Raw genomic sequence first — 21,372 nt, forward strand, 5'->3', positions numbered from 1 at the left:
TTCAGTTCTTGGAGGGGACTGCGTAGACGGTGACCGTGGCGGTGTACACGCCCGGGCGCTGCGTGGCGGCCGGCGTAACCCGTCCCCCGATGTAGATGGAAACCTGGTCGGTGTTGTAGCGCACCCGGCCGGGCCGGAAGCGCTCCGCCAGCAGCCGGTAGGCGGTGGGGAAGAGGGTGGTCGTGGGGTTCCACGTTTCGTACGTGGTGGGATCGCACGCCCCGTTGTAGATCTCGCACGCCCCGGCGTACACGCCGTTGAAGGTGATGGGGAGCGTGGTGCCGTCGGCGCTCACCAGCGCCGCGGGAAGCGCGAAGCTGATGTCCAGGAAGCGCTTGCCCTGCACGCCCGCCAGCCGCCACTCGCCCGACTGCGCCGTGCGCGGCTGCACGGTGGCCGCCACTCCGGGAACCACGACGCCGAACTGCAGCGTGCGCGTGCCCGTGGCGGAAAGGGGCTTCTCCAGCAGGTACAGCGAAGCCTGCAGCTGCCCCGTCGACTGCGCGCATAGCCGCCCCGGCAAAGCCAGGGCGGCTGCACACAGCAGCAGGAGGGCGGCACGCAGTCGCATTCGTTCGGTCAGCTCACGGGGATGGTGGCGGAAACGTTCGGCGCCTTCAGCACGCCGCCGGGCGGCAGGTCCGGCCGCTCCGTCTCTACCGTGTAGCGCACCCGGTATCCGGCGCCCAGCGTTCCCGTGAAGGGAATGACCAGGCGGCGGCGCATCTGGTGATAGATGGCGATTTCGTCGCTCGCCTCGGCGACGACGTCGCCGCCGGGGGCCAGCAGCTCGGCGCGGATGCGTCCCAGGTACGCCGCGCTCCCCTGGCGGGCCAGGTCCAGCTGCAGCCTCACGCCCTCAGGGGTGCGCACGGCCACGGGGGCCTGCACGCCGACAGCGGTGGTGACGGGCCCGTTGCGGTACACCGCGGCCGCGACGACCACCGTCTCCACGTTCAATTGAAGGGTCACCGCGCCCTGCGTCTGCTCGATGGGCGGCTGCCCGCCGCGCGAGCGCACCAGCACCCGCGCCCAGTACTCGCCGTTGGCGAGCCCGGCGGGGGGCTGCGCCATCACGCGCACCACCTGCCGCTGCCCCGCCTCCAGGCGCAGGCGCCGGGGAAAGGCGCGCATCCACTCCACGGCGGACGGCTCGCCCGCCGCGGCGGTGTCGAACAGGGGCACGCTCACGTTGCCCGCCGAGTCCGACACGGGGTAGCCGAAGGCGAAGCCGATCTCCACCTCTTCCGGCAGCGTCCCCGAGTTGTACAGGGTCAGCGTGCCGGTGCGGGTGGTCTGGTCCAGGTACAACGCGATGGGGCTCACCGACACCGCCGCGGCCGGGCTGGCCCAGCACGCCACGACCAGAAGCACCAGCGCCGCCACCCATCCCTTGATCCGTCCGCTCCGCATCGCCTGTCCGTTCGTCATGGGTACCACCTTCCTGGGATCCCGCTCAACTGACCGTCTGCACGATCGCCACCGAAATGGTGGCCGAGTAGCTGCCGCCCAGGTGCCCGTCTCCCGCGACAGCCGTGCCGCCGAGAAGGATGCGCGTGGGCCCGCGCTCGGGGTGCAGGGTGATGGTGACGGAGCGGTGGGGATCGAACGGTGAGGCCTCGACCGAGCCGGGGCCCAGCACCGCGGCGTCGCCCAGTGCGAACCGCAGGGGAATGCGGCCGCCGTCCGGCGACTGCAGCTCGGGGGGAAGCAGCAGCATCAGCTCCACGGTCCCCGAGCCCTCGATCACCAGCTCCGCCCTCCGCCCGGCATCCGTCACCAAAACGCGCTCGGGGACGCCGGGGATCAGGGATCCAAAAACGAGCTGGCGTCCCCGCAGGAGAACCACCTCCGGGGACGCCGCGGCCTGCGCCGCAATGGTGCCCGGCAGCCCCGCGGCAAGCGCGAGCGCAAGGAGGCCAATGCCTCCCCGCGCACGCAGGCTCAGCCCGGGGCGCCGCGCCATCTGCTTCAGATGCTCGACTTGGCGGCGCGCACCTCGACCGTGGCCGAGTACAGGCCGGGCGCCGCGTTGTTGATCACCGTCTGGCCCAGCGTGGCGCGCACGTGGACGTAGTTGGTGGCCACGCCGCCGGGGGTGGTCTGGTAGAACTGCGACGAGATCGCCGATACGTCGGCCTGCGCGGTGGGGCAGGTGCCGAAGGTGCCGGCGGTGGTCGTAGCCGAAACCGAGCACGCGTACGTGGTCGTGAGCGTGGCGGTGCCGTCGCTCAGGCTGGGCAGGGCGTTGAACCAGATCTGCACGGCCACGTTGTGCTTCAGCGGAATGTATCCGGCGGCCGACACGGCGGCGGTCTGATCGGGCGTCAGGTTGCCGAACGAGATGGCCTTGGCGGTGGTGTTGTCGAAGGCGAGCACCTGGCCGATGGTGGCGCTGGCGTTGATCTGGCCTTCGGCCTGGGCATGGGCCATGGAGGGAGCGGCGGCGATAAGGAGAGCGGCCGCGGCCAGGCTGAGCTTCTTCATGTGTGGCTCCTGAGAGGTTGAAAGTGCGTCCCGCGACGTTCTGATTCGTCCGATGAGTCACGGCCGGTCGATTCGTGACTGGCTGCCCGCTTCAAGGGCAACGCCCGTGCCGAGGGTCGCATGTCGTGCAGGTGCTTGATAATACAAGAGTTAACCCGTTTTTTCAAGCCCTGGGAGAGGGGTTTCGTTACCATTTGGGAACGTGGCGCGTTCCCAATCGGGAATCTCGCCGCATCCGCGCTGTCGGCGGCGCCGCGACGCCGAATCAGAAGCCCGTTGCGACGTGCACGAAATCGTGCGGAACGCAGTGCAGCCGGCCTTGTAGCCAGCGTCGCGCCCCTCGCGACGGTGCCGATGTTCTCTTCCGGGAGCGGCGAGCCCCGCACTCACGCACTCACGCACTCCCGCACTCACGCACTCCCGCACTCACGCACTCACGCACTCCCGCACTCCCGCACTCCCGCACTCCCGCACTCCCGCACTCCCCCCGGGCACACCCGCCCGCCTGCGGCGTACCAACCCGCGAGCGCGCCGCAAGCCGGGCGCGCACCGGCAATAATGCGCGAGATCCACCGAATGCGAAGCGACCTGCTGGACCCGGACGAGTTTCCCAGCCACTACGAAGACCGCGCCGACGACATCTCGTGGGCCAAGGGCACCCTTCCCGTCTCGGGCGTGTTCCTGCTGCACGGCAGCTACGTCGTCGCCCCCTATCACGGCCCGGCCGAGCGGCGCCTGCGCGAGGCGGGGGCGCTCTGCGTGGCGATGGTCACCTTCGACGGCCTGGCCGTGGCGGCGCTCACGGGGGGCTCAGCGGGCCGGGGCGACGTAGACGTGGTGCGTGCCCGCGAGGTGGCGCGCCACGCCGACCCGCCGCCCGGCCGCAACTGACCTCCGAAGCACGAAGCTTGCGCCCGCGGCTTGCGCCGATCTTTCCGCACGCGGCCGGTCTCCGATCCGGCTCCCTCCCGACACCCTGGTCCCATCCGTGGCCAACGCCCATGCATCCCCGCTGAAAGCACCGCCCGCGTCCGCACCGGACGCGGCGTGGCTGGCGCGCGTGCTCGCGCAGGCGCCCGCGGCGGTGGCGGTGGTGCTGGGCGACGACCTGGTCTTTGCCGCGGCGAGCGAGCGATACCTGCAGATCGCCGGGCAGCGCGACATCGTCGGCCGCTCCCTTCCCGAGCTCTTCCCCCAGCTGGACGCCCAGGGCTTCTGCACGCTGATGCGGCGGGTGCTGCGGACGGGGGAGCCCTATTCCGGCGCGGGCCTGGTGGCCGCGTGGGACGACGACGGCGACGGCCGGGCCGAGCCCCACTACCTGGACCTTTCGCTCGCCCCCCTGCGGACGGAATCGGGCGAGGTGGAGGGCGTGATCGTCACCATGGAGGTGGTGGACGGGCGCGAGCAGCTGGAAGCCGAGCGGCGGCGGCTGCTGGGGGAGGCGGAGGCGAGCGAGCGGCGGATGCGCCGGCTGCAGGAGCTGACGGCCGCGCTGGCCGGCGCCGCCACCCCGCGGGAGGTGGGCGAGCGCGTGCTGCGGCTGGGCGTGTCCGCGCTGGGCGCCGACGCGGGCGTGCTGGCGCTGCGGGTGCCCGGCGAGGACGAGCTGGAAATCCTGGCCTCCGTCGGCTATCCGCCGGAAGCGTGCATGGGGCCGGGACGCCGCTGGCCCGCCGCGATGAACATTCCAATCGCCGAGGCCAGCCGCACGGGCGAAGCCGTCTACCTGGGCTCGCCGCAGGCCTGGGCCGACCGCTACACCGGGGGATACCGGCCGCCCGCCTCCGCCAGCCGCAGCCAGGCGTGGGCCGCACTGCCGATGGAAGCCGGCGGCGAGCCCTTCGGCTCCCTCCTGTGGACGTACTACCAGCCGCACGACTTTCCCGCCGACGACCGCACGCTCCTGACCTCGATCGCGCAGCTCGCGGGGCAGGCGCTGGAGCGCGCCCGCCTGTACGAGGCCGAGCACCGCGCCCGCGAGGCGGCCGAGGCGGCCAACCGCGCCAAGAGCGAGTTCCTGGCGGCCATGAGCCACGAGCTGCGCACCCCGCTGAACGCCATCGCGGGCTACGTGGACCTGCTGGACCTGGGCATCCGCGGCGAGGTGAACGACGCGCAGCGGGTGGACCTGGGGCGCATCAAGCGCGCGCAGCAGGTGCTGCTGGGGCTGATCAACGACGTGCTGAACTTTGCGCGCATCGAGGCGGGGCGCATCGAGTACCGCGACGAGCCCGTTCCCGTAGGCCCCATGCTGCAGGGGCTGGAGACGCTGGTGGGGCCCCAGGTGCAGGCGCGGGCGCTGGACTACGCGTGCGAGGCGTGTCCGCCGGGGCTGGTGGCGCGGGGCGACCCCGAACGGGTGCAGCAGGTTCTGGTGAACCTGCTGACGAACGCGCTGAAGTTCACTCCGCGGGGCGGGCAGGTGCGGGTGGGCGCGGTGGCGGAAGGGCGGCGCGTCCGCATCTTCGTGCGCGACACGGGGAGGGGGATTCCCGCGGAGCGGCTGGCCTCCATCTTCGACCCGTTCGTGCAGGTGGAGCGCGAGCGGACGGAAACCAGCCAGCAGGGGGTGGGGCTGGGGCTGGCCATCAGCCGCGACCTGGCGCGCGGAATGGGAGGCGAGCTTTCGGCGGAGAGCGTGGTGGGGCGGGGAAGCACGTTCACGCTCACCCTGCCCATGGCCGGGGACGCGGACTGAGGTGCCCCACCCCCGGCCCCTCCCCGCACAAACTGCGTGCGGAGAGGGGAGTACTTCGGTCCGGATCGGGCGGGATGTGGTGCATGCGGATGGCGCCCCCCATCCCCAGCCCTTCCCCCGCAAACCGCGCGGGGGAAGGGAGCCAGTGTGGCGCGTCACCGCGATGGTGGCGCGCCACATCTGTCGTCGGCGAAGCCTGAAGCGCGCTTCGGCTCGCCCCGCGCGCGACGCTGGTGTGTACACCCTCTCCCGCTTGCGGGAGAGGGTGGCACGCGTGTCAGCGCGGCCGGGTGAGGGCCCCAGCGGAGCCGAGGTGCACGCATCCCATTTGAGTCGTCCTCCCAGAAGCGAACAGGGTCGGGGCTTCCATCTCTCCCCCGGTTGACGGCGCGGGGCCGAGGGGGCATGTTTGGCGCCTTCGTACCCGGCCAGAGTTCCTGAATCCGCCCGCGGCGCCCCCGCGAAGCCACCCCTGCCGTACCCCCGATGGCGAAACTGAAGCGTCCGTCCCTCACCCAGATGATCCTGCTGTCGATGGTCATCGGCACGCTGGTCGGGTGGGCGTTCCCCGAGGCCTCGCAGCAGCTGAAGCCGCTGTCGAACATCTTCCTGCGCATGATCAAGTCGATCATCGCGCCCATCATCTTCGCCACGCTGGTCATCGGCATCGCCGGGCACGGCGACGACATGAAGCGCGTGGGCCGCCTGGCGCTCAAGTCGCTCATCTACTTCGAGATCGTCACCACCCTGGCGCTGTTCATCGGCCTGGCGGCGGTGAACCTCACCAAGCCCGGCGTGGGCGTGGTGCTGGCCGGCGCCGACGCCAGCAAGGCCCAGGAGATGGGGCAGACGGCGCAGGGGCTCACGGTGGGCGGGTTCCTGGAGCACGTGGTTCCCACGTCCATCGTGGACGCGATGACCAAGAACGAGGTGCTGCAGATCGTGTTCTGGTCCATCCTCTTCGCGGTGGCGCTCTCGCAGGTGCGCGGGCGGCCCAAGGAGATGATGCTGTGGACGCTGGAGGGGCTGTCGGAGGTGATGTTCAAGTTCACCGGCATCGTGATGAAGTACGCGCCCATCGGCATCGGCGCGGCCATCGCGGTGACGGTGGGGCACAGCGGGCTGGGCATTTTGTGGAACCTGGGCAAGCTGATCCTTACGCTGTACGGCGCCCTGGTCGTATTCGCCCTGGTGGTGCTGCTGCCCGTGGCGCTGATCGCCAAGGTGCCCATCAAGCGCTTCATGCGGGCGGTGAAGGACCCGGCGCTGATCGCCTTCAGCACCACGTCGTCCGAGGCCGCGCTCCCCCGCGCCATGCAGGCCATGGAAGCCATCGGGGTGCCGCGGCGCATCGTGGCCTTCGTGATGCCCACGGGCTACTCGTTCAACCTGGACGGCACCACGCTGTACCTGGCGATGGCCTCGGTGTTCGCCGCGCAGGCCGCGGGCATCGACATGTCGTTCGGCGAGCAGATGGTGATGATGCTCACCCTGATGCTCACGAGCAAAGGCGTGGCGGCCGTTCCCCGTGCCTCGCTGGTGATCCTGTCGGGAACGCTGGCCAGCTTCGGGCTGCCGCTGGAGGCGGTGGCGCTGATCCTGGGCGTGGACGAGCTGATGGACATGGCGCGCACCACGGTGAACCTGGTGGGCAACTGCCTGGCGACGGTGGTGATGGCGCGCTGGGAGAACGACTTTCACCCCGAGGCGCCGCCGCCCGACCTGAGCGCCGACGAGGTGATCACCATCGCCGGGCCGCCGGAGCCAGCTCCAGCCTGAGCCGGAGGGCCGCTCCGGGGAACGGGTGGCGGGTGGCACGGAAGAAATTTCCGGTCCGTGCCGCTTGCGTTCCGGGGCGCTTTGCGCGATCCTATCGCGCGCGACGGCGCCCGTAGGTTCCGTGCTCGCGTCGGCGCCCTCGTGGCGGGACGGCGCGGGCGCGTCCTTTTGTCATTGCTTTCAACACCTTTCGCATGCAACCGATCGCTTACGCCATCCCCGCCTTCGGGCTGCTGGCCCTGCTGTACACCTTCTGGCGCTCCGCCTGGGTTACGCGGCAGGATGCGGGCAACGAGCGCATGAGCACCATCGCCGGCCACATCGCCGACGGTGCGCGCGCATTCCTGTTCGCGGAGTACCGCGTGCTGGTGATCTTCGCGGTGCTCGCGTCCCTGTTCCTGGGCTACCTGGGCCTGACCGACGAGCGGTCGCACCCGCTGATCATCGGGGCCTTCCTGGTGGGCGCCCTGTTTTCGGCGCTGGCCGGCTGGATCGGCATGACCATCGCCACCAAGGCCAACGTGCGGACGGCCCAGGCCGCGCGCACCAGCCTGTCCAAGGCCCTCGACGTGTCGTTCGCCGGCGGGTCGGTGATGGGCATGGGCGTGGCCGGCCTGGCGGTGCTGGGGCTGGGCGGCCTGTTCATCCTGTTCTACGGGATGTTCGTGGACGGCGCCTCCGCCAACGGGCCCGAGATGGAGCGCGCGCTGGAGGTGCTCACCGGCTTTTCGCTTGGCGCCGAGAGCATCGCGCTGTTCGCCCGCGTGGGCGGCGGCATCTACACCAAGGCCGCCGACGTGGGCGCCGACCTGGTGGGCAAGGTAGAGGCGGGCATCCCCGAGGACGACCCGCGCAACCCGGCCACCATCGCCGACAACGTGGGCGACAACGTGGGCGACGTGGCGGGCATGGGCGCCGACCTGTTCGGCAGCTACGTGGCCACCATCCTGGCCACCATGGTGCTGGGCCGCGAGGTGATCGCCACGGGCGACGAGTTCGGCGGGATGAGCCCCATCCTGCTGCCGATGGTCATCGCCGGGCTGGGCATCCTGTTCTCGCTGGCGGGCATCCTGCTCGTGCGGGTCAAGGAGAACGGCAACGTGCAGGGCGCGCTGAACCTGGGCAACTGGGCGTCCATCGCGCTGACGGGCGTGGGCTCGTTCTTCGTGATCCAGTGGATGCTTCCCGCGTCCATGCAGATGGAGCGCGCGAACTCGGAGGCGTTCACCCCCATGGGCGTCTTCGGCGCGGTGGCGGTGGGGCTGCTCGTGGGCGCGCTGATGAGCATCATCACCGAGTACTACACGGCCATGGGCCGGCGCCCGGTGCAGTCCATCGTCAACCAGTCGTCCACGGGCCACGCCACCAACGTGATCGGCGGGCTGGCGGTGGGGATGGAGTCGACGACCCTGCCCATCCTGGTGCTGGCGGGCGGCATCATCGCCAGCTACGAGTTCGCGGGGCTGTACGGCGTGGCCATCGCGGCCGCGGGGATGATGGCGACCACGGCCATGCAGCTGGCCATCGACGCCTTCGGCCCCATCGCCGACAACGCGGGCGGCATCGCCGAGATGAGCGAGCTTCCCAAGGAGGTGCGTGAGCGCACCGACATCCTGGACGCGGTGGGCAACACTACGGCGGCTACGGGCAAGGGCTTCGCCATCGCCTCGGCGGCGCTCACGTCGCTGGCGCTGTTCGCCGCCTTCATGGGCATTTCGGGGATCGACGTCATCGACATCTCCAACGCGCGGGTGCTGGCCGGCCTGTTCGTGGGCGCCATGATCCCGTTCATCTTCTCGTCGCTGGCCATCGCCGCGGTGGGTCGCGCGGCCATGGCCATGGTGCAGGAGGTTCGCCGCCAGTTCCGCGAGATTCCCGGCATCATGGAAGGCACCGGGATGCCGGACTACGGCCGCTGCGTGGCCATCAGCACCCAGGCCGCCATCCGCGAGATGGTCCTGCCGGGCGCCATCGCGCTGGTGGTGCCGGTGCTCGTGGGCTTCACCATGGGGCCCGAGGTGCTGGGCGGCCTGCTGGCGGGCGTCACCGTCTCCGGCGTGCTGATGGCGATGTTCCAGTCCAACGCGGGCGGCGCCTGGGACAACGCCAAGAAGTCGTTCGAAAAGGGCGCCACCATCGACGGCAAGCTGTACTACAAGGGGAGCAACGAGCACAAGGCCGCCGTCACCGGCGACACCGTGGGCGACCCGTTCAAGGACACCTCCGGCCCGTCGATGAACATCCTGATCAAGCTGATGTCCATCGTCTCGCTGGTCATCGCGCCGCACATCGCGGTGAGCGCGCCGGCCGGCCTGGAGGGCGAGGCCGAGGTCCGCGCGCCGGTGGAGGCGCCGGCCGTGGCGGCCGTCGTCGAGGCGCCGGTCACGCTGGTTCGATAACGGTCCAGCGTCGGTGAAAAAGGCCCGGCCGGGGAGCGATCCCCGGCCGGGCCTTTGTCCTGGAAGGTTTCCGGGCGTATAATCCAGAGTTGCTGCTGCTGCTGCTTGGCCTTCCCCCTCCACGCGACACCTCATGAGCATGATGGAATCCACGGCGCCCCCGGCCAGGGGCGCGCCCGAAGACGCGGGGCTTCGCCAGGGGCTTTCGCTGCTGGACGCGGTGATGCTGGTGGCGGGCTCCATGATCGGCTCGGGCATCTTCATCGTCTCGGCCGACATCGCCCGGAACATGGGCTCGGCCGGCGGGCTGATCGCGGTGTGGGTGGCGTCGGGGCTGATGACGCTGGCCGCGGCGCTGAGCTACGGCGAGCTTGCGGCCGCCATGCCCCACGCGGGCGGGCAGTACGTGTTCCTGCGCGAGGGGCTGGGGCGCATGCCCGGGTTCCTGTACGGATGGACGCTGTTCATGGTCATTCAGACGGGGACGATCGCCGCCGTGGCGGTGGCCTTCAGCAAGTTCCTGGGTGTCTTCTTTCCCGCGGTGTCGCCCGACGTGTTCGCGGGGATCAGGGGAATCCAGATGCCGGGCGGTGCCATCGACCTGGGGCTCAGCAACCAGCGGCTGGTGGGGATCGTGATCATCGCGCTGCTCACCTGGGTGAACCTGCGGGGGCTGCGCGAGGCCAAGTGGATCCAGACCTCGTTCACCATCGCCAAGACCGGCGCGCTGGCCGCGCTGATCCTGCTGGGCATCACCCTGGGCCGCAACGCCGGCGCCATCGCCGAGAACTTCGGCAACTTCTGGCAGGGGTCGCCGGGGGGTACGCCGGTGTCGGTGATGGGCATCGCCATCCCCCTGATCGTGACGGCGTTCGGCAGCGCGATGGTGGGGTCGCTGTTCTCGTCCGACGCGTGGAACAACGTGACCTTCGCGGCGGCCGAGGTGCGGCAGCCGGAGCGCAACCTGCCGCTGGCGCTGGCGCTGGGCACGGGGCTGGTGACGGTGCTGTACGTGCTGGCCAACCTGGCGTACCTGTCGGTGCTGTCGCTGAACGAGATCAAGACGGCGCCGCAGGAGCGGGTGGGCACCCTGGCGCTGGAGCACATGTTCGGCCCGGTGGGGCAGTACCTGATGGCGGGCGCCATCCTGGTCAGCACCTTCGGCTGCATCAACGGGCTGATCCTGGCCGGGGCGCGCGTGTACTTCGCCATGGCGCGCGACGGGCTGTTCTTTGCCCGCGCGGGCGACCTGAACCGCAACGGCGTCCCCGCGTGGGCGCTGGTGGCGCAGGGCGTGTGGACGGCCCTGCTGACGCTGACGGGCACCTACGGGCAGCTGCTGGACTACGTGATCTTCGCGGCGCTGCTCTTTTACGTGCTGACGATGTTCGCCCTGTTCTCGCTGCGGCGGAAGCAGCCCGAAATGCCGCGGCCGTACAAGGCGTTCGGCTACCCCGTGGTGCCCGCGCTGTACGCGTTCTCGGCGTTCGCCGTCGCGGCCATCCTGCTGGTGGCCAAGCCCGTGTACTCGGTTTCTGGGCTGATCCTGGTGCTGCTGGGCATTCCCGTCTACTACATCTGGGAGCGCCGCACGAGGTCCGCCGTGATCCGCTGAACGGACGGTCTCACGCGGAGGTGCGGAGGCGCGGAGGGACGCGGAGAACTGCAGGAGCCCTTTCTCTGTTCCTCCGTGACCTCCGCGCCTCCGCGTGATCCCCCGTCAAAGCGGAGGGATGCCCACGCCTTCATCAAAGCCTAATGCTCCGGAATCACGTGGTTTCGGAGCTTTGTGCTTGTGTGGCAACGGGTTGCGTGCGTTGGACAAAGAATGGATGCCCAGCCAACGATCGGGGCGTCTTGGGGGTCTATTCAGCTGTAACACGCATCATCGGTCGAAAACTTCGCCACCGGACGACGGACATATGAACGCGCTTGGTAGATCCCTTCTGGCCCTGACCCTGGCGGCCGCGGTGCCTGCAGCCGCGCAGACCCGGCCCGCGGGCCCGCCCCCTGCCGGCGGCGCTCCCGGAGGCATGCGGCCCGGAGGCGCGCCCGGCCAGCAGCAGGGCGGCGTGCTTCTCGGCACGGTCACCGACCCCACCGGCAAGCCGCTGGGCTCGGCGCAGGTGGCCGTGTGGAGCGCGGCGGACAGCACGCTGGTGACCGGCGCCGTCACCCGCGGCAACGGCGCCTTTCGCGTCGACGGGCTGCGGCCGGGATCGTACTTCGTGAAGGTGAGCTCGCTGGGCTTCGCCACCGCCACGAGCGCCGCCGTGGCCGTTACGCCGCAGGCCCGCGAGGCGAACCTGGGCACCATCCGTATGAACGAGGGCGCACTGCTGCTGGAGGGCGTCACCGTTTCGGCCGAGCGGCAGACCACGGGGATGGCCGCCGACCGCAACACCTACCGCGCGGCAGACCTGCCCACGGCGGGCGGCAGCGCGGTGGACGTGCTCCGCAACATTCCCGCGGTAGAGGTGGACCAGGACGGCCGGGTGAGCCTGCGCGGCAACCAGAACGTGGCCGTGCAGGTGAACGGGCGCCCCACGCCCATGCGCGGCGACCAGCTGGCGGCCTTCCTCCAGCAGCTTCCCGCCAACGTGGTGGAGAACGTGGAGGTGATCCCCAACCCCTCGGCCAAGTACGAGCCCGAGGGGATGGCGGGGATCGTGAACATCGTGCTCAAGCAGAACGCCGACCTGGGGCTCAGCTACGGGCTGCAGGCAGGCGTGGGCACCGGCGGCCGCTTCAACGGCTCGGGCAACGTGGGATACCAGGCCGGCGCGCTGACGCTGTTCGGCAACTACGGCCTGCGCCGCGACGAGCGCCAGAACCGCGGCTTCAACACCATCTCCGCGTACGCCGACTCCATCAGCCGCCAGCTGGACTACATCGCCGACCAGCAGAACGGCGGCGAGTTCAACATGCAGTCGCACCTGTTCAACGGCAGCGCCGACCTGCGCCTGGGCGCGCGCGACGTGCTGTCGTCCAGCGTGCTCCTGAGCCGCGGCGCCTTCAACGCCGAGGCCGACAACCGCTACGTCCGCCGCAGCGCGTCGGGCGGGATCGTCCAGGAAACGCGCGGGCTGACGGACAACGAGCACAGCGACTTCACGGCCGACGGCTCGCTTTCGTTCAAGCACACGGTGCAGCCGCAGCAGAACGAGCTCAGCGCCGAGCTGCGCTTCAACCGCTCGCAGAACGAGATGTCGAGCGTGACGGACGAAACGCTGCTGGGTGGCTCGGCCGGGGCCTTCGCCATCAATCCCCGCACGGGGCAGGAGAACGAGGCCGTCACCCGCAACCTGACGCTGCAGGCCGACTACACGCGTCCGCTGGCGGGCTTCAAGCTGGAGACGGGCTACAAGGGCACCCTGCGCATGCTCGACAACGAGCAGGCGATCCTTCGCACCGGCCCCGCCGACGGGCTGGAGGTAGTCGGGCGCAGCGCGTTCGACTACGAGGAGAACGTGAACGCGGGGTACGCCGTGCTCAGCCGCGGCTTCGGGGGCTTGCAGACGCAGGCGGGGCTGCGGGGCGAGTACACCAGCCGCGACTTCAGCCTGGGCACGGGCGAAAGCTATCCCAAGGACTACTGGAGCTGGTTTCCCAGCGGCCTGGTGGCGCTGAACCTGGACGACCAGCGGCAGGTGCGGCTCAGCTACTCGCGGCGCATCCAGCGCCCCGACACGCGCATGCTGAACCCCTTCTCGTTCAACGAAGACCCGCGCAACCGCTTCACCGGCAACCCCGACCTGGAGCCGGAGTACACGCATGCGCTGGAGATGGGCTACCAGCACTCGTTCGGCACCGGCTCGGTGCAGGTGACGCCGTTCTTCCGCCGCACCGAGAACGCCATCCGCCGCATCCGCGAGGTGCGCGGCGACACGCTGCTGGTGAGCTTCCAGAACCTGGATACGAACGACTCGTACGGGCTGGACCTGAACACCTCGGTGCGCCGCGGCAAGGTGAACGGCTTCGCCAGCTTCAGCGCCTTCCGCACGGTCACGGACGCCGGCAGCGTGGGCGAGGAGCTTTCCAGCGACGCCATCGGCTGGTCGGCGCGCATGAGCGGCACCTACCAGTTCACGCCGCGGCTGGACGTGCAGGGGATGCTGTTCTACCGCGCGCCGATGGATGTGGAGCAGGGGCGGATGGGGAGCATGGTGATGTCGAGCTTCTCCGTGCGCCAGAAGCTGATGGGCGAGCGCGCCAGCCTGTCGCTGCGCGTGCAGGACCCGCTGAACCGCATGGGCTTTTCGATGAGCACCCGCGCGCCGCTGTACGACCAGTTCAGCGAGCGCCGCTTCGGCGGCCGCGCCGCGTACCTGACGTTCAGCTACAACTACGGACAGACGCCGCGCCTTCGCCACCGCCCGCAGCAGCAGGAGCAGGAGATGCAGCAGCCGCCGAGCGTGGTCGGGCCGTGATCCTGCGGGTTTGACGTGAAGACCGGCCGCCGGGCGATTGCCCCGGCGGCCGGTTTCTTTTGGTGCGGGAGTGCGGATGATAATCCATCGAGAGCCACGCAGCCCTGTCATCCTGAGGCCCAGGTGCACCGAACCTGCCCGCATTCCCGACCATGCGGGCCGAAGGATCTAACCGCGGATGCCTCTCAGCCGGGGCGCGGCAGCGGGCACGGTTGCCCCGGCCTCGCCCATCGGATTGTGGATGCGGGCAGGGCTGTTCGGCGCGTCCCGGGCCTCGCAAGGGCGGTTGAAACCGCGGCTGGAACGTCACGAAGTCCGCCTGCGCGGACTGGGTTTGGTGTGCCGTACGCGGCGGTGCGTGGGGCGTGGTGTGTGGCGGATCCCTCGGTCGCCGCGGGCGTCGGTGTAGCGGCTGGTTTCGCCGTGGCCGCTCCTCGGGATGACAGTCCGAGGCCGACTCAGGTGACGCGGAGGCGTTCTTCGACCGCGGCGTCGGGCTCCACGAAGATCGTCTTCGCCTGGATCAGCGACACGCGGCCGGGCGGTGCGCCGCGCGGCTTGCGGACGTAGCGCCGGCGCGTCCAGTCGACCGCCACCGTGCCCGACGAGCGTGCCTTGCTGTACCACGCCGCCAGCACCGCCGCCTCTTCCAGGTCGCGGGCCGGCGGCGCGCCGGGCTCGCTCCACCGCAGCACCACGTGCGAGCCCGGAACGGAGCGCGCGTGAAGCCACACGTCCCCCGGCGCCGCATGGCCGAACGTCAGGCGGTCGTTGTGCTTGGACGAACGCCCCACGCGCACCTCCAGCCCGCCCGACGTGCGGTACATCTTGTAGGGAAGCCGCGCCCCCTCCGGCTCGCTGGCCTTGGCCGCACGCGACTCGGGCCGGCGCAGGGCAGATTCCACCCAGTCTGGCGTTTCGCCGCGTTCGATCGCCGCCGCCGCCGCCCGCCAGCGGTCGCGCTCCACCTCGGCCTCGGCCATCAGCTCGGGAAAGCGCGCCTCGGCCCGGCCTCGCCGGCGAGCCTGCTCGTACAGCCGCTCGGCGTTCTCGTGCGGGCGCAGGGCGGGGTCCAGCGGCACCTCCACCTCGTCGCCCGCGAACCCCGGGAGGATCACCGACGGCTCCCCCGGCTCCGGCCAGTCCAGGTGCGCCAGCAGCAGGTCGCCCAAGCCGCGCAGCCGGTCGGCCTCTCCCATCATCGAAGCCTCGGCGCGCAGGCGTTCGATCCTTCTCTCCGCGCCCGCCAGCTTCCGCTTCACCCGGTCCAGCAGGTCCGGCTCCGCCGACGTCTCGCTCGCCGCTTCCGGCTCCGCCGCGGCGGAGGCCGCCACCTCGTCCATCGCCGCCAGCAGCGACCGGGCGCGGACGGACTCCATCCCCTCCAGCGCCAGCGGATAGGGCTGCGGCCCCGCGGGCGTCCGCACCAGGAACGCGCCTTCCTCGTCGCCATCCGCCACGGCCCACCACCGCTCGAACGCCTCGCCCAGCGCCTCGGAGTCGTCCCCGCGCGCGGCGTCGCCCAGCAGCGCCGCGGCGTTCAGGGGGCTGGTGTAGGCGAAGCGGGCGACCAGCGCGCGAGGACGTTCGGCGGGAGGCACGGCGCCGAGCGCGTCCATCCACTCGGCCACCAGCGCCTCGCGCGGACGGTCGGGGAGCACCCGCCGGGCGGGTTCCGGGGGACGGTACTCCGCGCCGGGCTTGAGCGAGCGGCCGCCGGCGTCTCGCGCGCGGAGGACGGATACGATGCGCCGCGCGTCGGCGTCCACCACCAGCGCGTTCCACTGGTTGGTGTGAAGCTCGATCACCAGGGCACGCCGTCCGCCGCGGAAGCGGTTGGCTTCGTGGATGTCGAGCCGGATCAGCCGCTCGTCGGGGGGAGACGAGACGCGGACGATGCGCGCGGAAAGATCGCCCTTCGCCGCATCCTCATCCGCCACCAGCTGCACCCAGCCGCGGCGCGGATGAAGGTCCCACCGCAGCGCCTGCCCGCCGTCCAGCGGCAGGGTGCACGAGAGGTCGCGGTCGAAGCGGGGAAAGGCGAGCGCCTGGCGGCCCTGGAGCGCGGCGCGAAGCTCGGCCGCAAGGGCGCGGACCAGCAGGGGGCAGTACCGGATCGGGTTTGACACCCCCCCAACATCGGGTTAGCTTCCCGCCCCGTCAACCCGCCGCCCGAGGCCCCAAACCCCACGGCGGCGGCCGGTTTTTGTGCCTGGGCAGACCACAGGGATGTCAACACAGCGCGGGAACGGCCCGCGGCGGGTAACCGTCGCCGACCTCCGCGAAATGAAGCGCCGCGGAGAAAAGATCGCCGCGCTCACCGCGTACGACTACCTGTTCGCCCGTCTCGTGGACGCCGCCGGCGTGGACGTGGTCCTCGTCGGCGACTCGCTGGGCCAGGTGGTCCTGGGGCTCGACACCACGATCCCCGTGACGCTCGACGACATGATCCACCACGCCCGGGCCGTGCGCCGCGGCGTGGAGCGAGGGCTGCTCGTCGTCGACCTTCCCTTTCTCACCTACCAGGTCTCGCGCCAGGACGCGCTTCGCAACGCCGGGCGCGTGCTGCAGGAAACCGGCGCCAGCGCGGTGAAGCTCGAGGGGGGCTCGCCCGAGATCGCCGAAACCGTCGCCACGCTCGTGGGCGCGGGCATTCCCGTGATGGGCCACCTGGGCTTTACCCCCCAGTCGGTTCACGTCACGGGCGTTCGGGTGCAGGGCAAGGGCGAGGAAGCCGCCGAGCGGATGCTGGCCGATGCCCGCCGCCTGGAAGCCGCGGGCGCCTTCTCCATCGTCCTGGAGCTGGTGCCCGGCACGCTGGCGCGACGGGTGTCGGACCACGTCGACATCCCCACCATCGGCATCGGGGCGGGGGCCGGGTGCGACGGGCAGGTACTGGTGCTTCACGACATGCTGGGACTGAACCCGGGCTTCGCGCCCCGCTTCCTGCGCCGCTTCGCCGAGGTGGGCCAGGCGGCGTCCGCCGGGGTGGGCGACTTCGTGAAGGCGGTGAAGGACGGGGGCTACCCCGGCGCGGAACACACCTTCGAATGAGCACGGCCCTCGAAGCCGGGCCGCGCCTGGTGCACACCCGCGCCGAGGTGCGCGAGCAGGTGGCCGTGTGGCGCGCCGCGGGCGAGCGCGTGGCGCTGGTGCCCACCATGGGCTACCTGCACGAGGGGCACATGTCGCTGGTGGACCGCGCGCGGGAGATGGCGGACCGCGTGGCGATGTCGGTGTTCGTGAACCCGCTGCAGTTCGCCCCCAGCGACGACCTGGACCGCTACCCGCGCGACCTGGACCGCGACCTGGCGATGGCCGGCGCCCGCGGCGTGGACCTGGTGTTCGCCCCCGACCCGCGCGAGATGTACCCGCGCGGCACGCCGCAGGTGCTGGTGGAGCCGGGGCCGCTGGCGGCGCGGATGGAAGGCGCCATCCGCCCCGGCCACTTTCGCGGGGTGCTCACGGTGGTGGCCAAGCTGTTCGGCCTGTTCCGGCCCGACGTGGCCGTCTTCGGGCAGAAGGACTACCAGCAGGCGGCGCTGATCCGGAGGATGTCGGTAGACCTGGACATGGGCGTGTGGGTGGAGGTCGCGCCCATCATCCGCGACCCCGACGGCTTGGCGATGAGTTCGCGAAACGTGTATCTTTCGCCCGACGAGCGCGGGCTGGCGCTGGCGCTTTCCCGCGGGCTGCGGCGGGGCCGCGACCTGTTCGCCGCCGGTGAGCGCGACGCCGGGGCCCTTCGCGCGGCGCTGCGCGGCGCGCTGGGAACGGCGGGGGTGCAGGCCGAGTACGCCGAGGCGGTAGACCCCGACACGCTGGAGCCGGTGGCCGCCGCCGCGCCGGGAACGGTGCTGCTGGTGGCGGCGCGGGTGGGCAGCACCCGGCTGATCGACAACGAGGTCCTTCCAGGATAGGCGCAGCTTCCCCCCCTCCCCCGACACGAGCGAGACCGCCATGCTCCGTACCATGTGCAAGAGCAAGATCCACCGGGCCACGGTCACCGGTGCCGATCTCAATTATATCGGGTCCATCACCATCGACCCCGAGCTGATGGAAGCCGCCGACCTGCTGGAGTACGAGCAGGTGCAGGTGGTGAACGTCAACAACGGCGCGCGCTTCGAAACGTACGTCATCCCCGGCGAGCGTGGCCGGGGCGAGATGTGCCTGAACGGCGCCGCCGCCCGGCTGGTGCACCCGGGCGACACGGTGATCGTCATCAGCTACGGCCAGTACGACGAAGCCGCCATGGAAAGCTACCGCCCGCGCTTCATCTTCGTCGACGAGCACAACCGCATCACGCCGGTTGCCCTCCGGGCCGTTTCCTCCTGACGTCGATGGGCGCCTGGACCGGCGTGGTCCTGGCGCTGGCGGAGGCGGAGTACGGCGGCCTGCGCTCGCGCCTTTCCACCTACCTGCACCCGCTCGCGGGCCGTCCGCTGGCCTGGCACGTGGTGCGCTGCCTGGCCGACCTGGAGCCGGGCCCTTCGCGCATCGTGGTGGCCTCCGGCCCCGACCTGTCGCCCGACCTCTTCGCCGACATCCCCGCCAGCATCGAGGTGGTGCTTCCCCACGAGCAGTCGCTGGGCACCATCCTGGCCCAGGCCGCCCACGCCGGCCGGGTGGTTGCGGTCGACGCGGCCGCGCCCACGGCGGGGAACTGCCTGCAGCGCCTGCTGGGCAACGAGGGCGACGCGCTGCTGGTGGGCGAGGGCGGCGAGGTGGTGGCGGCCTCGCTGGGCGAGGAGGCCGCGATGCTGCTCCTGCGCAAGGGGGGCGACCTGTCGGCCCTGGCCGCCGCGCTTCCCGCCGCCCACCGGGTGAGTGACGCCGACGGCTTCGTCGTGCGCAGCCGCGCCGGGCTTTCGCGCGCCGCGTCGGCCGTTCGCGACGGCGTCGTCCGCAAGCTGATGGAGGGGGGCGTCACCTTCCTCCTCCCGGAAACCGTGCTGGTGGACGTGGACGTACAGATCGGCCGCGACACGGTGATCTACCCCGGCTGCGTGCTGGAGGCGGGAACCACCATCGGCGACGAAACCGTCGTGGGCCCGTGCTGCCGCCTGGTGGCCGCGCGCGTGGGCAGCGGCGTGGAACTGAAGGGCTTCAACTACGTTTCGCACACCTCCATCCGCAACCGCGCCATCCTTGAGCCCCATGTCAAACGCGGCTTCGACGACTGAGCTGGGCCCGCTGGCGCGCGCCGCGGCGCGGGGCGAGCTTCCCGAGTGGGCGTGCGCGTCGGAAAAGCGCCGCGCCCACATCGGCCGCGTCGCCGCGCTCATGGGCGAGTGGGCCGACGCGCTGGGCCTGCCGGCCGACGAGCGCACCCGCTGGCTGGCCACGGGCTGGCTTCACGACGTGCTGCGCGAGTGCCCGCCTGACGAACTGCGTCCCCTGGTGCCCGAGGCGTTCCGCTCGCTTCCCGGCAAGCTGCTGCACGGCCCCGCCGCCGCCGAGCGCCTGGCGGGCGACGCCGACCCCGAGATGCTCGACGCCATCCGCTACCATACGCTGGGCTCGCCGCGCTTCGGCACGCTGGGGCGCGCGCTGTACCTGGCCGACTTCCTGGAGCCGGGCCGCCGCTACGAGCCGGAGTGGACGGCGTCGCTGCGGGTGCGCATGCCGGGCGAGATGGACGAGGTGCTGCGCGAGGTGGTGCGTGCGCGCGTCGGCCACGTGAAGGAGAGCGGAAGCACGCTGCACCCCGAGACGCAGGCGTTCCATGAGCAAGCCGAAGGGGCGTAGCGCGGGGCAGGGCGGGGCAGGGCGCCGGCTTCAGACCGTCGGCCTCTTCGTCACCCTGCTCGCCGTGGCCGTCCTGGTCGGCTCGCTCGCCGCCGGCCTGGCCGGCGGCGGGTCCACCGTGGCCGACCCCCCGGCTCCCCGCGCGTCCGCCGAGCCGATCCGAACCCGCCCGTCCACCGCCGAAACCTCCGGCGCGCCGGTCCGCGTGGCGGTGCTGAACGCGTCGGGCATCCCCCGGCTGGCGGACCGCGGGCGGGCGCGGCTGCGCGACGATGGCCGGTTCGACGTCAAGGAGATCGGCAACGCGCCCGGGTTTTCGCCCGACAGCTCGGTGGTGCTCGATCGCGTGGGCCAGGTGGCGCACGCCCGCGCCGTCGCGGATGCGCTGGGCATTTCGCGGGTGGAGTCGCGGCCCGACGCCAACCTGTACCTGGACGTGACCGTCGTCCTCGGCAAGGACTGGGCGGCACGCAACCCGGAGCGCCCGGCGTCCGCGGCGCCGTAGGCAGGTGGAAGCAACGAGGAGCGGCCCGGGGCGATCAGCCCCGGGCCGCTTCGCCGTTCAGCCGTTCGATTGCCACGCGAATGTCCTCCGGCAGTTCCGCCACCACTTCCACCGGTTCGCCCGTGGACGGGTGCGCGAACGCCAGCCGCGACGCGTGCAGCGCCTGCCTCGGCATGAGCGCCAGCCCCTTCCGCCCGTACTGCCGGTCGCCCACCACGGCGTGGCCGGCGTGCAGCATGTGCACGCGGATCTGGTGCGTGCGCCCCGTCTCCAAGTCCACCCGGAGCAGCGTCGCCGCCGGATATCGCTCCACCACCTCGTATCGCGTGACGGCGTGCTCGCCGCCGGGGCGAACGGCGCGCAGGGCGGGATTGCGCGGATCTCGCGCGATGGGCTGGTCGATCAGGCCACGATCGCCCCCGATGACGCCGTCCACCAGGGCCAGGTACTCGCGCTTCAGCCCGCCTTCGCGAAGCTGCAGGTCCAGCCGGTGGTGGGCGTGCGCCGACTTGGCGAACAGCACCAGCCCCGAGGTGTCGCGGTCGATGCGGTGCGCCGGCCGCACCTTGGCGCGCACCCCCTGCCGCGCCAGGTGCCATGCGACGCCGTGCGAAAGCGTCTCGCGGTGCTCCGGCGACGTGGGATGCACGAGCAGGTGCGGCGGCTTGTTCAGCACCAGCAGCTCCGCGTCCTCGAACACCACGTCCAGCGGCATCGCAACGGGAGCCAGCCCGCTCTCCTCGTCGTCGGCGAGCCTCGCCGTCACCACATCGCCCGCGCGCACCCTGGCGTTCAGCCAGGCCGGGCGGCGGTTCAGCTGCACGCCCTTGCTGCGCGTCAGCCGCTGGATCATCCGGCGCGACACGCCCATGGATTTCGTGAGGATGTCCTGCACCGTGCCCCCGGCCTCGTCGGTGGAAACGGTGTGCTTCACCCAGTGCTGGGGCTGGCTGCGCGGCTGCTCGGGCATGAACGGAAAGCTGGAGATCGGGCGTCGTGCTGAACACGGACAATCTACCGGGCGCCTGGCCGTGCGCGAGGGGGCACGACCGCCTGAGGCAAAAAGAGGACAGGTTGCGACGGGAGCCTGGCTCGAGGGGCGAAATGCACCTGAACAGGAGTTTCGAGTGTGTGCGGGCGGAGGCGGGAAGCGATGCGGCGGGTGACGGGATTGCCGCGGAACCGAGCAGGCGCGCGGAGCGGGATGTTGCTGCTGTGGCGGGGTTTGTATGGTCCTGTGAAGCCCTTGACGCGGGGGTGATTTGCACGCACCGTACATGCGTCGGGAGCGTCCATCCGGAGCGTTCCCCGCAGGTCGAAGAA

The 21,372-nt window shown here is 71.1% G+C and carries 18 protein-coding genes; 12 read left to right on the plus strand and 6 right to left on the minus strand.

Annotation, left to right across the window (positions count from 1 at the left end):
• Nucleotide 1: 1 nt before the first annotated feature.
• Genes VF632_RS02795 through VF632_RS02810 form a run of 4 tightly spaced genes read right to left on the minus strand, consistent with a single transcriptional unit; the run spans nucleotide 2 to nucleotide 2,487 of the window.
• Nucleotides 2-571, minus strand: coding sequence for a hypothetical protein (locus tag VF632_RS02795; RefSeq protein ID WP_331021320.1), 570 nt, complete (start codon nucleotides 569-571; stop codon nucleotides 2-4).
• Nucleotides 572-579: 8 nt separating this feature from the next.
• Nucleotides 580-1,431: a hypothetical protein gene (locus VF632_RS02800; RefSeq protein ID WP_331021321.1), complete on the minus strand. Its 852-nt coding sequence runs from the start codon at nucleotides 1,429-1,431 to the stop codon at nucleotides 580-582.
• Between the two features lie 25 nt (nucleotides 1,432-1,456).
• Nucleotides 1,457-1,966: a hypothetical protein gene (locus tag VF632_RS02805; RefSeq protein ID WP_331021322.1), complete on the minus strand. Its 510-nt coding sequence runs from the start codon at nucleotides 1,964-1,966 to the stop codon at nucleotides 1,457-1,459.
• A gap of 5 nt (nucleotides 1,967-1,971) precedes the next feature.
• Nucleotides 1,972-2,487 carry a hypothetical protein gene (locus tag VF632_RS02810; protein ID WP_331021323.1) on the minus strand — a complete coding sequence of 172 codons (516 nt, stop codon included), beginning with the start codon at nucleotides 2,485-2,487 and terminating at the stop codon, nucleotides 1,972-1,974.
• A 576-nt stretch (nucleotides 2,488-3,063) separates the two neighbouring features.
• Here VF632_RS02810 and VF632_RS02815 point away from each other — a divergent pair.
• From VF632_RS02815 to VF632_RS02840, 6 genes are all read left to right on the plus strand, one after another.
• Entirely contained in the window at nucleotides 3,064-3,378 is a 315-nt protein-coding gene (locus tag VF632_RS02815) for a hypothetical protein (RefSeq protein WP_331021324.1), read from the plus strand.
• A gap of 97 nt (nucleotides 3,379-3,475) precedes the next feature.
• A complete protein-coding gene (locus tag VF632_RS02820) occupies nucleotides 3,476-5,188 on the plus strand; it encodes a GAF domain-containing sensor histidine kinase (RefSeq protein ID WP_331021325.1) in 1,713 nt (570 codons plus the stop codon).
• Nucleotides 5,189-5,674: 486 nt separating this feature from the next.
• On the plus strand, nucleotides 5,675-6,967 hold the full coding sequence (locus VF632_RS02825) for a dicarboxylate/amino acid:cation symporter (protein WP_331021326.1): 1,293 nt from the start codon (nucleotides 5,675-5,677) through the stop codon (nucleotides 6,965-6,967).
• Nucleotides 6,968-7,161: 194 nt separating this feature from the next.
• Nucleotides 7,162-9,366, plus strand: a complete 2,205-nt coding sequence (locus VF632_RS02830) for a sodium-translocating pyrophosphatase (RefSeq protein WP_331021327.1) — start codon at nucleotides 7,162-7,164, stop codon at nucleotides 9,364-9,366.
• A gap of 133 nt (nucleotides 9,367-9,499) precedes the next feature.
• On the plus strand, nucleotides 9,500-10,981 hold the full coding sequence (locus VF632_RS02835) for an APC family permease (RefSeq protein WP_331021328.1): 1,482 nt from the start codon (nucleotides 9,500-9,502) through the stop codon (nucleotides 10,979-10,981).
• 418 nt (nucleotides 10,982-11,399) lie between these two features.
• Nucleotides 11,400-13,796, plus strand: coding sequence for a TonB-dependent receptor domain-containing protein (locus VF632_RS02840; RefSeq protein ID WP_331021329.1), 2,397 nt, complete (start codon nucleotides 11,400-11,402; stop codon nucleotides 13,794-13,796).
• 458 nt (nucleotides 13,797-14,254) lie between these two features.
• On the opposite strand, the gene VF632_RS02845 is transcribed toward VF632_RS02840, so the two are convergent.
• Nucleotides 14,255-15,925, minus strand: a complete 1,671-nt coding sequence (locus VF632_RS02845; RefSeq protein WP_331021330.1) for an NFACT RNA binding domain-containing protein — start codon at nucleotides 15,923-15,925, stop codon at nucleotides 14,255-14,257.
• Between the two features lie 100 nt (nucleotides 15,926-16,025).
• Here VF632_RS02845 and panB point away from each other — a divergent pair, with 100 nt between their 5' ends.
• From panB to VF632_RS02875, 6 genes are read left to right on the plus strand one after another with little or no spacing between them, the layout of a single operon-like run.
• A complete protein-coding gene (gene panB / locus VF632_RS02850) occupies nucleotides 16,026-16,850 on the plus strand; it encodes a 3-methyl-2-oxobutanoate hydroxymethyltransferase (RefSeq protein ID WP_331021331.1) in 825 nt (274 codons plus the stop codon).
• Nucleotides 16,847-17,716, plus strand: a complete 870-nt coding sequence (panC, locus tag VF632_RS02855) for a pantoate--beta-alanine ligase (protein WP_331021332.1) — start codon at nucleotides 16,847-16,849, stop codon at nucleotides 17,714-17,716. The genes panB and panC overlap by 4 nt, the downstream gene beginning before the upstream one ends.
• A gap of 40 nt (nucleotides 17,717-17,756) precedes the next feature.
• Nucleotides 17,757-18,131 carry an aspartate 1-decarboxylase gene (panD, locus tag VF632_RS02860; protein ID WP_331021333.1) on the plus strand — a complete coding sequence of 125 codons (375 nt, stop codon included), beginning with the start codon at nucleotides 17,757-17,759 and terminating at the stop codon, nucleotides 18,129-18,131.
• A 5-nt stretch (nucleotides 18,132-18,136) separates the two neighbouring features.
• Entirely contained in the window at nucleotides 18,137-18,979 is an 843-nt protein-coding gene (locus VF632_RS02865) for a hypothetical protein (RefSeq protein WP_331021334.1), read from the plus strand.
• The gene (locus VF632_RS02870) at nucleotides 18,954-19,544 is read left to right on the plus strand and encodes an HD domain-containing protein (protein WP_331021501.1); all 591 of its coding nucleotides are present in this window, start codon (nucleotides 18,954-18,956) and stop codon (nucleotides 19,542-19,544) included. The genes VF632_RS02865 and VF632_RS02870 overlap by 26 nt, the downstream gene beginning before the upstream one ends.
• Nucleotides 19,522-20,049 carry a LytR C-terminal domain-containing protein gene (locus VF632_RS02875; protein ID WP_331021335.1) on the plus strand — a complete coding sequence of 176 codons (528 nt, stop codon included), beginning with the start codon at nucleotides 19,522-19,524 and terminating at the stop codon, nucleotides 20,047-20,049. Before VF632_RS02870 ends, VF632_RS02875 begins: the two co-directional genes overlap by 23 nt.
• A 34-nt stretch (nucleotides 20,050-20,083) precedes the next feature.
• Here VF632_RS02875 and VF632_RS02880 read toward each other — a convergent pair whose 3' ends face one another.
• Nucleotides 20,084-21,019, minus strand: coding sequence for an RluA family pseudouridine synthase (locus VF632_RS02880; protein ID WP_331021336.1), 936 nt, complete (start codon nucleotides 21,017-21,019; stop codon nucleotides 20,084-20,086).
• Nucleotides 21,020-21,372: the final 353 nt, after the last annotated feature.

The organism is Longimicrobium sp. (assembly GCF_036388275.1).
Lineage (GTDB): Bacteria > Gemmatimonadota > Gemmatimonadetes > Longimicrobiales > Longimicrobiaceae > Longimicrobium.

Bases quoted from the DNA above. Each gene is read 5' to 3' on its own strand.
- VF632_RS02795 (WP_331021320.1), bottom strand. From the start codon at position 571: ATGCGACTGCGTGCCGCCCTCCTGCTGCTGTGTGCAGCCGCCCTGGCT.
- VF632_RS02800 (WP_331021321.1), bottom strand. From the start codon at position 1,431: ATGACGAACGGACAGGCGATGCGGAGCGGACGGATCAAGGGATGGGTG.
- VF632_RS02805 (WP_331021322.1), bottom strand. From the start codon at position 1,966: ATGGCGCGGCGCCCCGGGCTGAGCCTGCGTGCGCGGGGAGGCATTGGC.
- VF632_RS02810 (WP_331021323.1), bottom strand. From the start codon at position 2,487: ATGAAGAAGCTCAGCCTGGCCGCGGCCGCTCTCCTTATCGCCGCCGCT.
- VF632_RS02815 (WP_331021324.1), top strand. From the start codon at position 3,064: ATGCGAAGCGACCTGCTGGACCCGGACGAGTTTCCCAGCCACTACGAA.
- VF632_RS02825 (WP_331021326.1), top strand. From the start codon at position 5,675: ATGGCGAAACTGAAGCGTCCGTCCCTCACCCAGATGATCCTGCTGTCG.
- VF632_RS02830 (WP_331021327.1), top strand. From the start codon at position 7,162: ATGCAACCGATCGCTTACGCCATCCCCGCCTTCGGGCTGCTGGCCCTG.
- VF632_RS02835 (WP_331021328.1), top strand. From the start codon at position 9,500: ATGAGCATGATGGAATCCACGGCGCCCCCGGCCAGGGGCGCGCCCGAA.
- VF632_RS02840 (WP_331021329.1), top strand. From the start codon at position 11,400: ATGCGGCCCGGAGGCGCGCCCGGCCAGCAGCAGGGCGGCGTGCTTCTC.
- panB (WP_331021331.1), top strand. From the start codon at position 16,026: ATGTCAACACAGCGCGGGAACGGCCCGCGGCGGGTAACCGTCGCCGAC.
- panC (WP_331021332.1), top strand. From the start codon at position 16,847: ATGAGCACGGCCCTCGAAGCCGGGCCGCGCCTGGTGCACACCCGCGCC.
- panD (WP_331021333.1), top strand. From the start codon at position 17,757: ATGCTCCGTACCATGTGCAAGAGCAAGATCCACCGGGCCACGGTCACC.
- VF632_RS02865 (WP_331021334.1), top strand. From the start codon at position 18,137: ATGGGCGCCTGGACCGGCGTGGTCCTGGCGCTGGCGGAGGCGGAGTAC.
- VF632_RS02870 (WP_331021501.1), top strand. From the start codon at position 18,954: ATGTCAAACGCGGCTTCGACGACTGAGCTGGGCCCGCTGGCGCGCGCC.
- VF632_RS02875 (WP_331021335.1), top strand. From the start codon at position 19,522: ATGAGCAAGCCGAAGGGGCGTAGCGCGGGGCAGGGCGGGGCAGGGCGC.
- VF632_RS02880 (WP_331021336.1), bottom strand. From the start codon at position 21,019: ATGCCCGAGCAGCCGCGCAGCCAGCCCCAGCACTGGGTGAAGCACACC.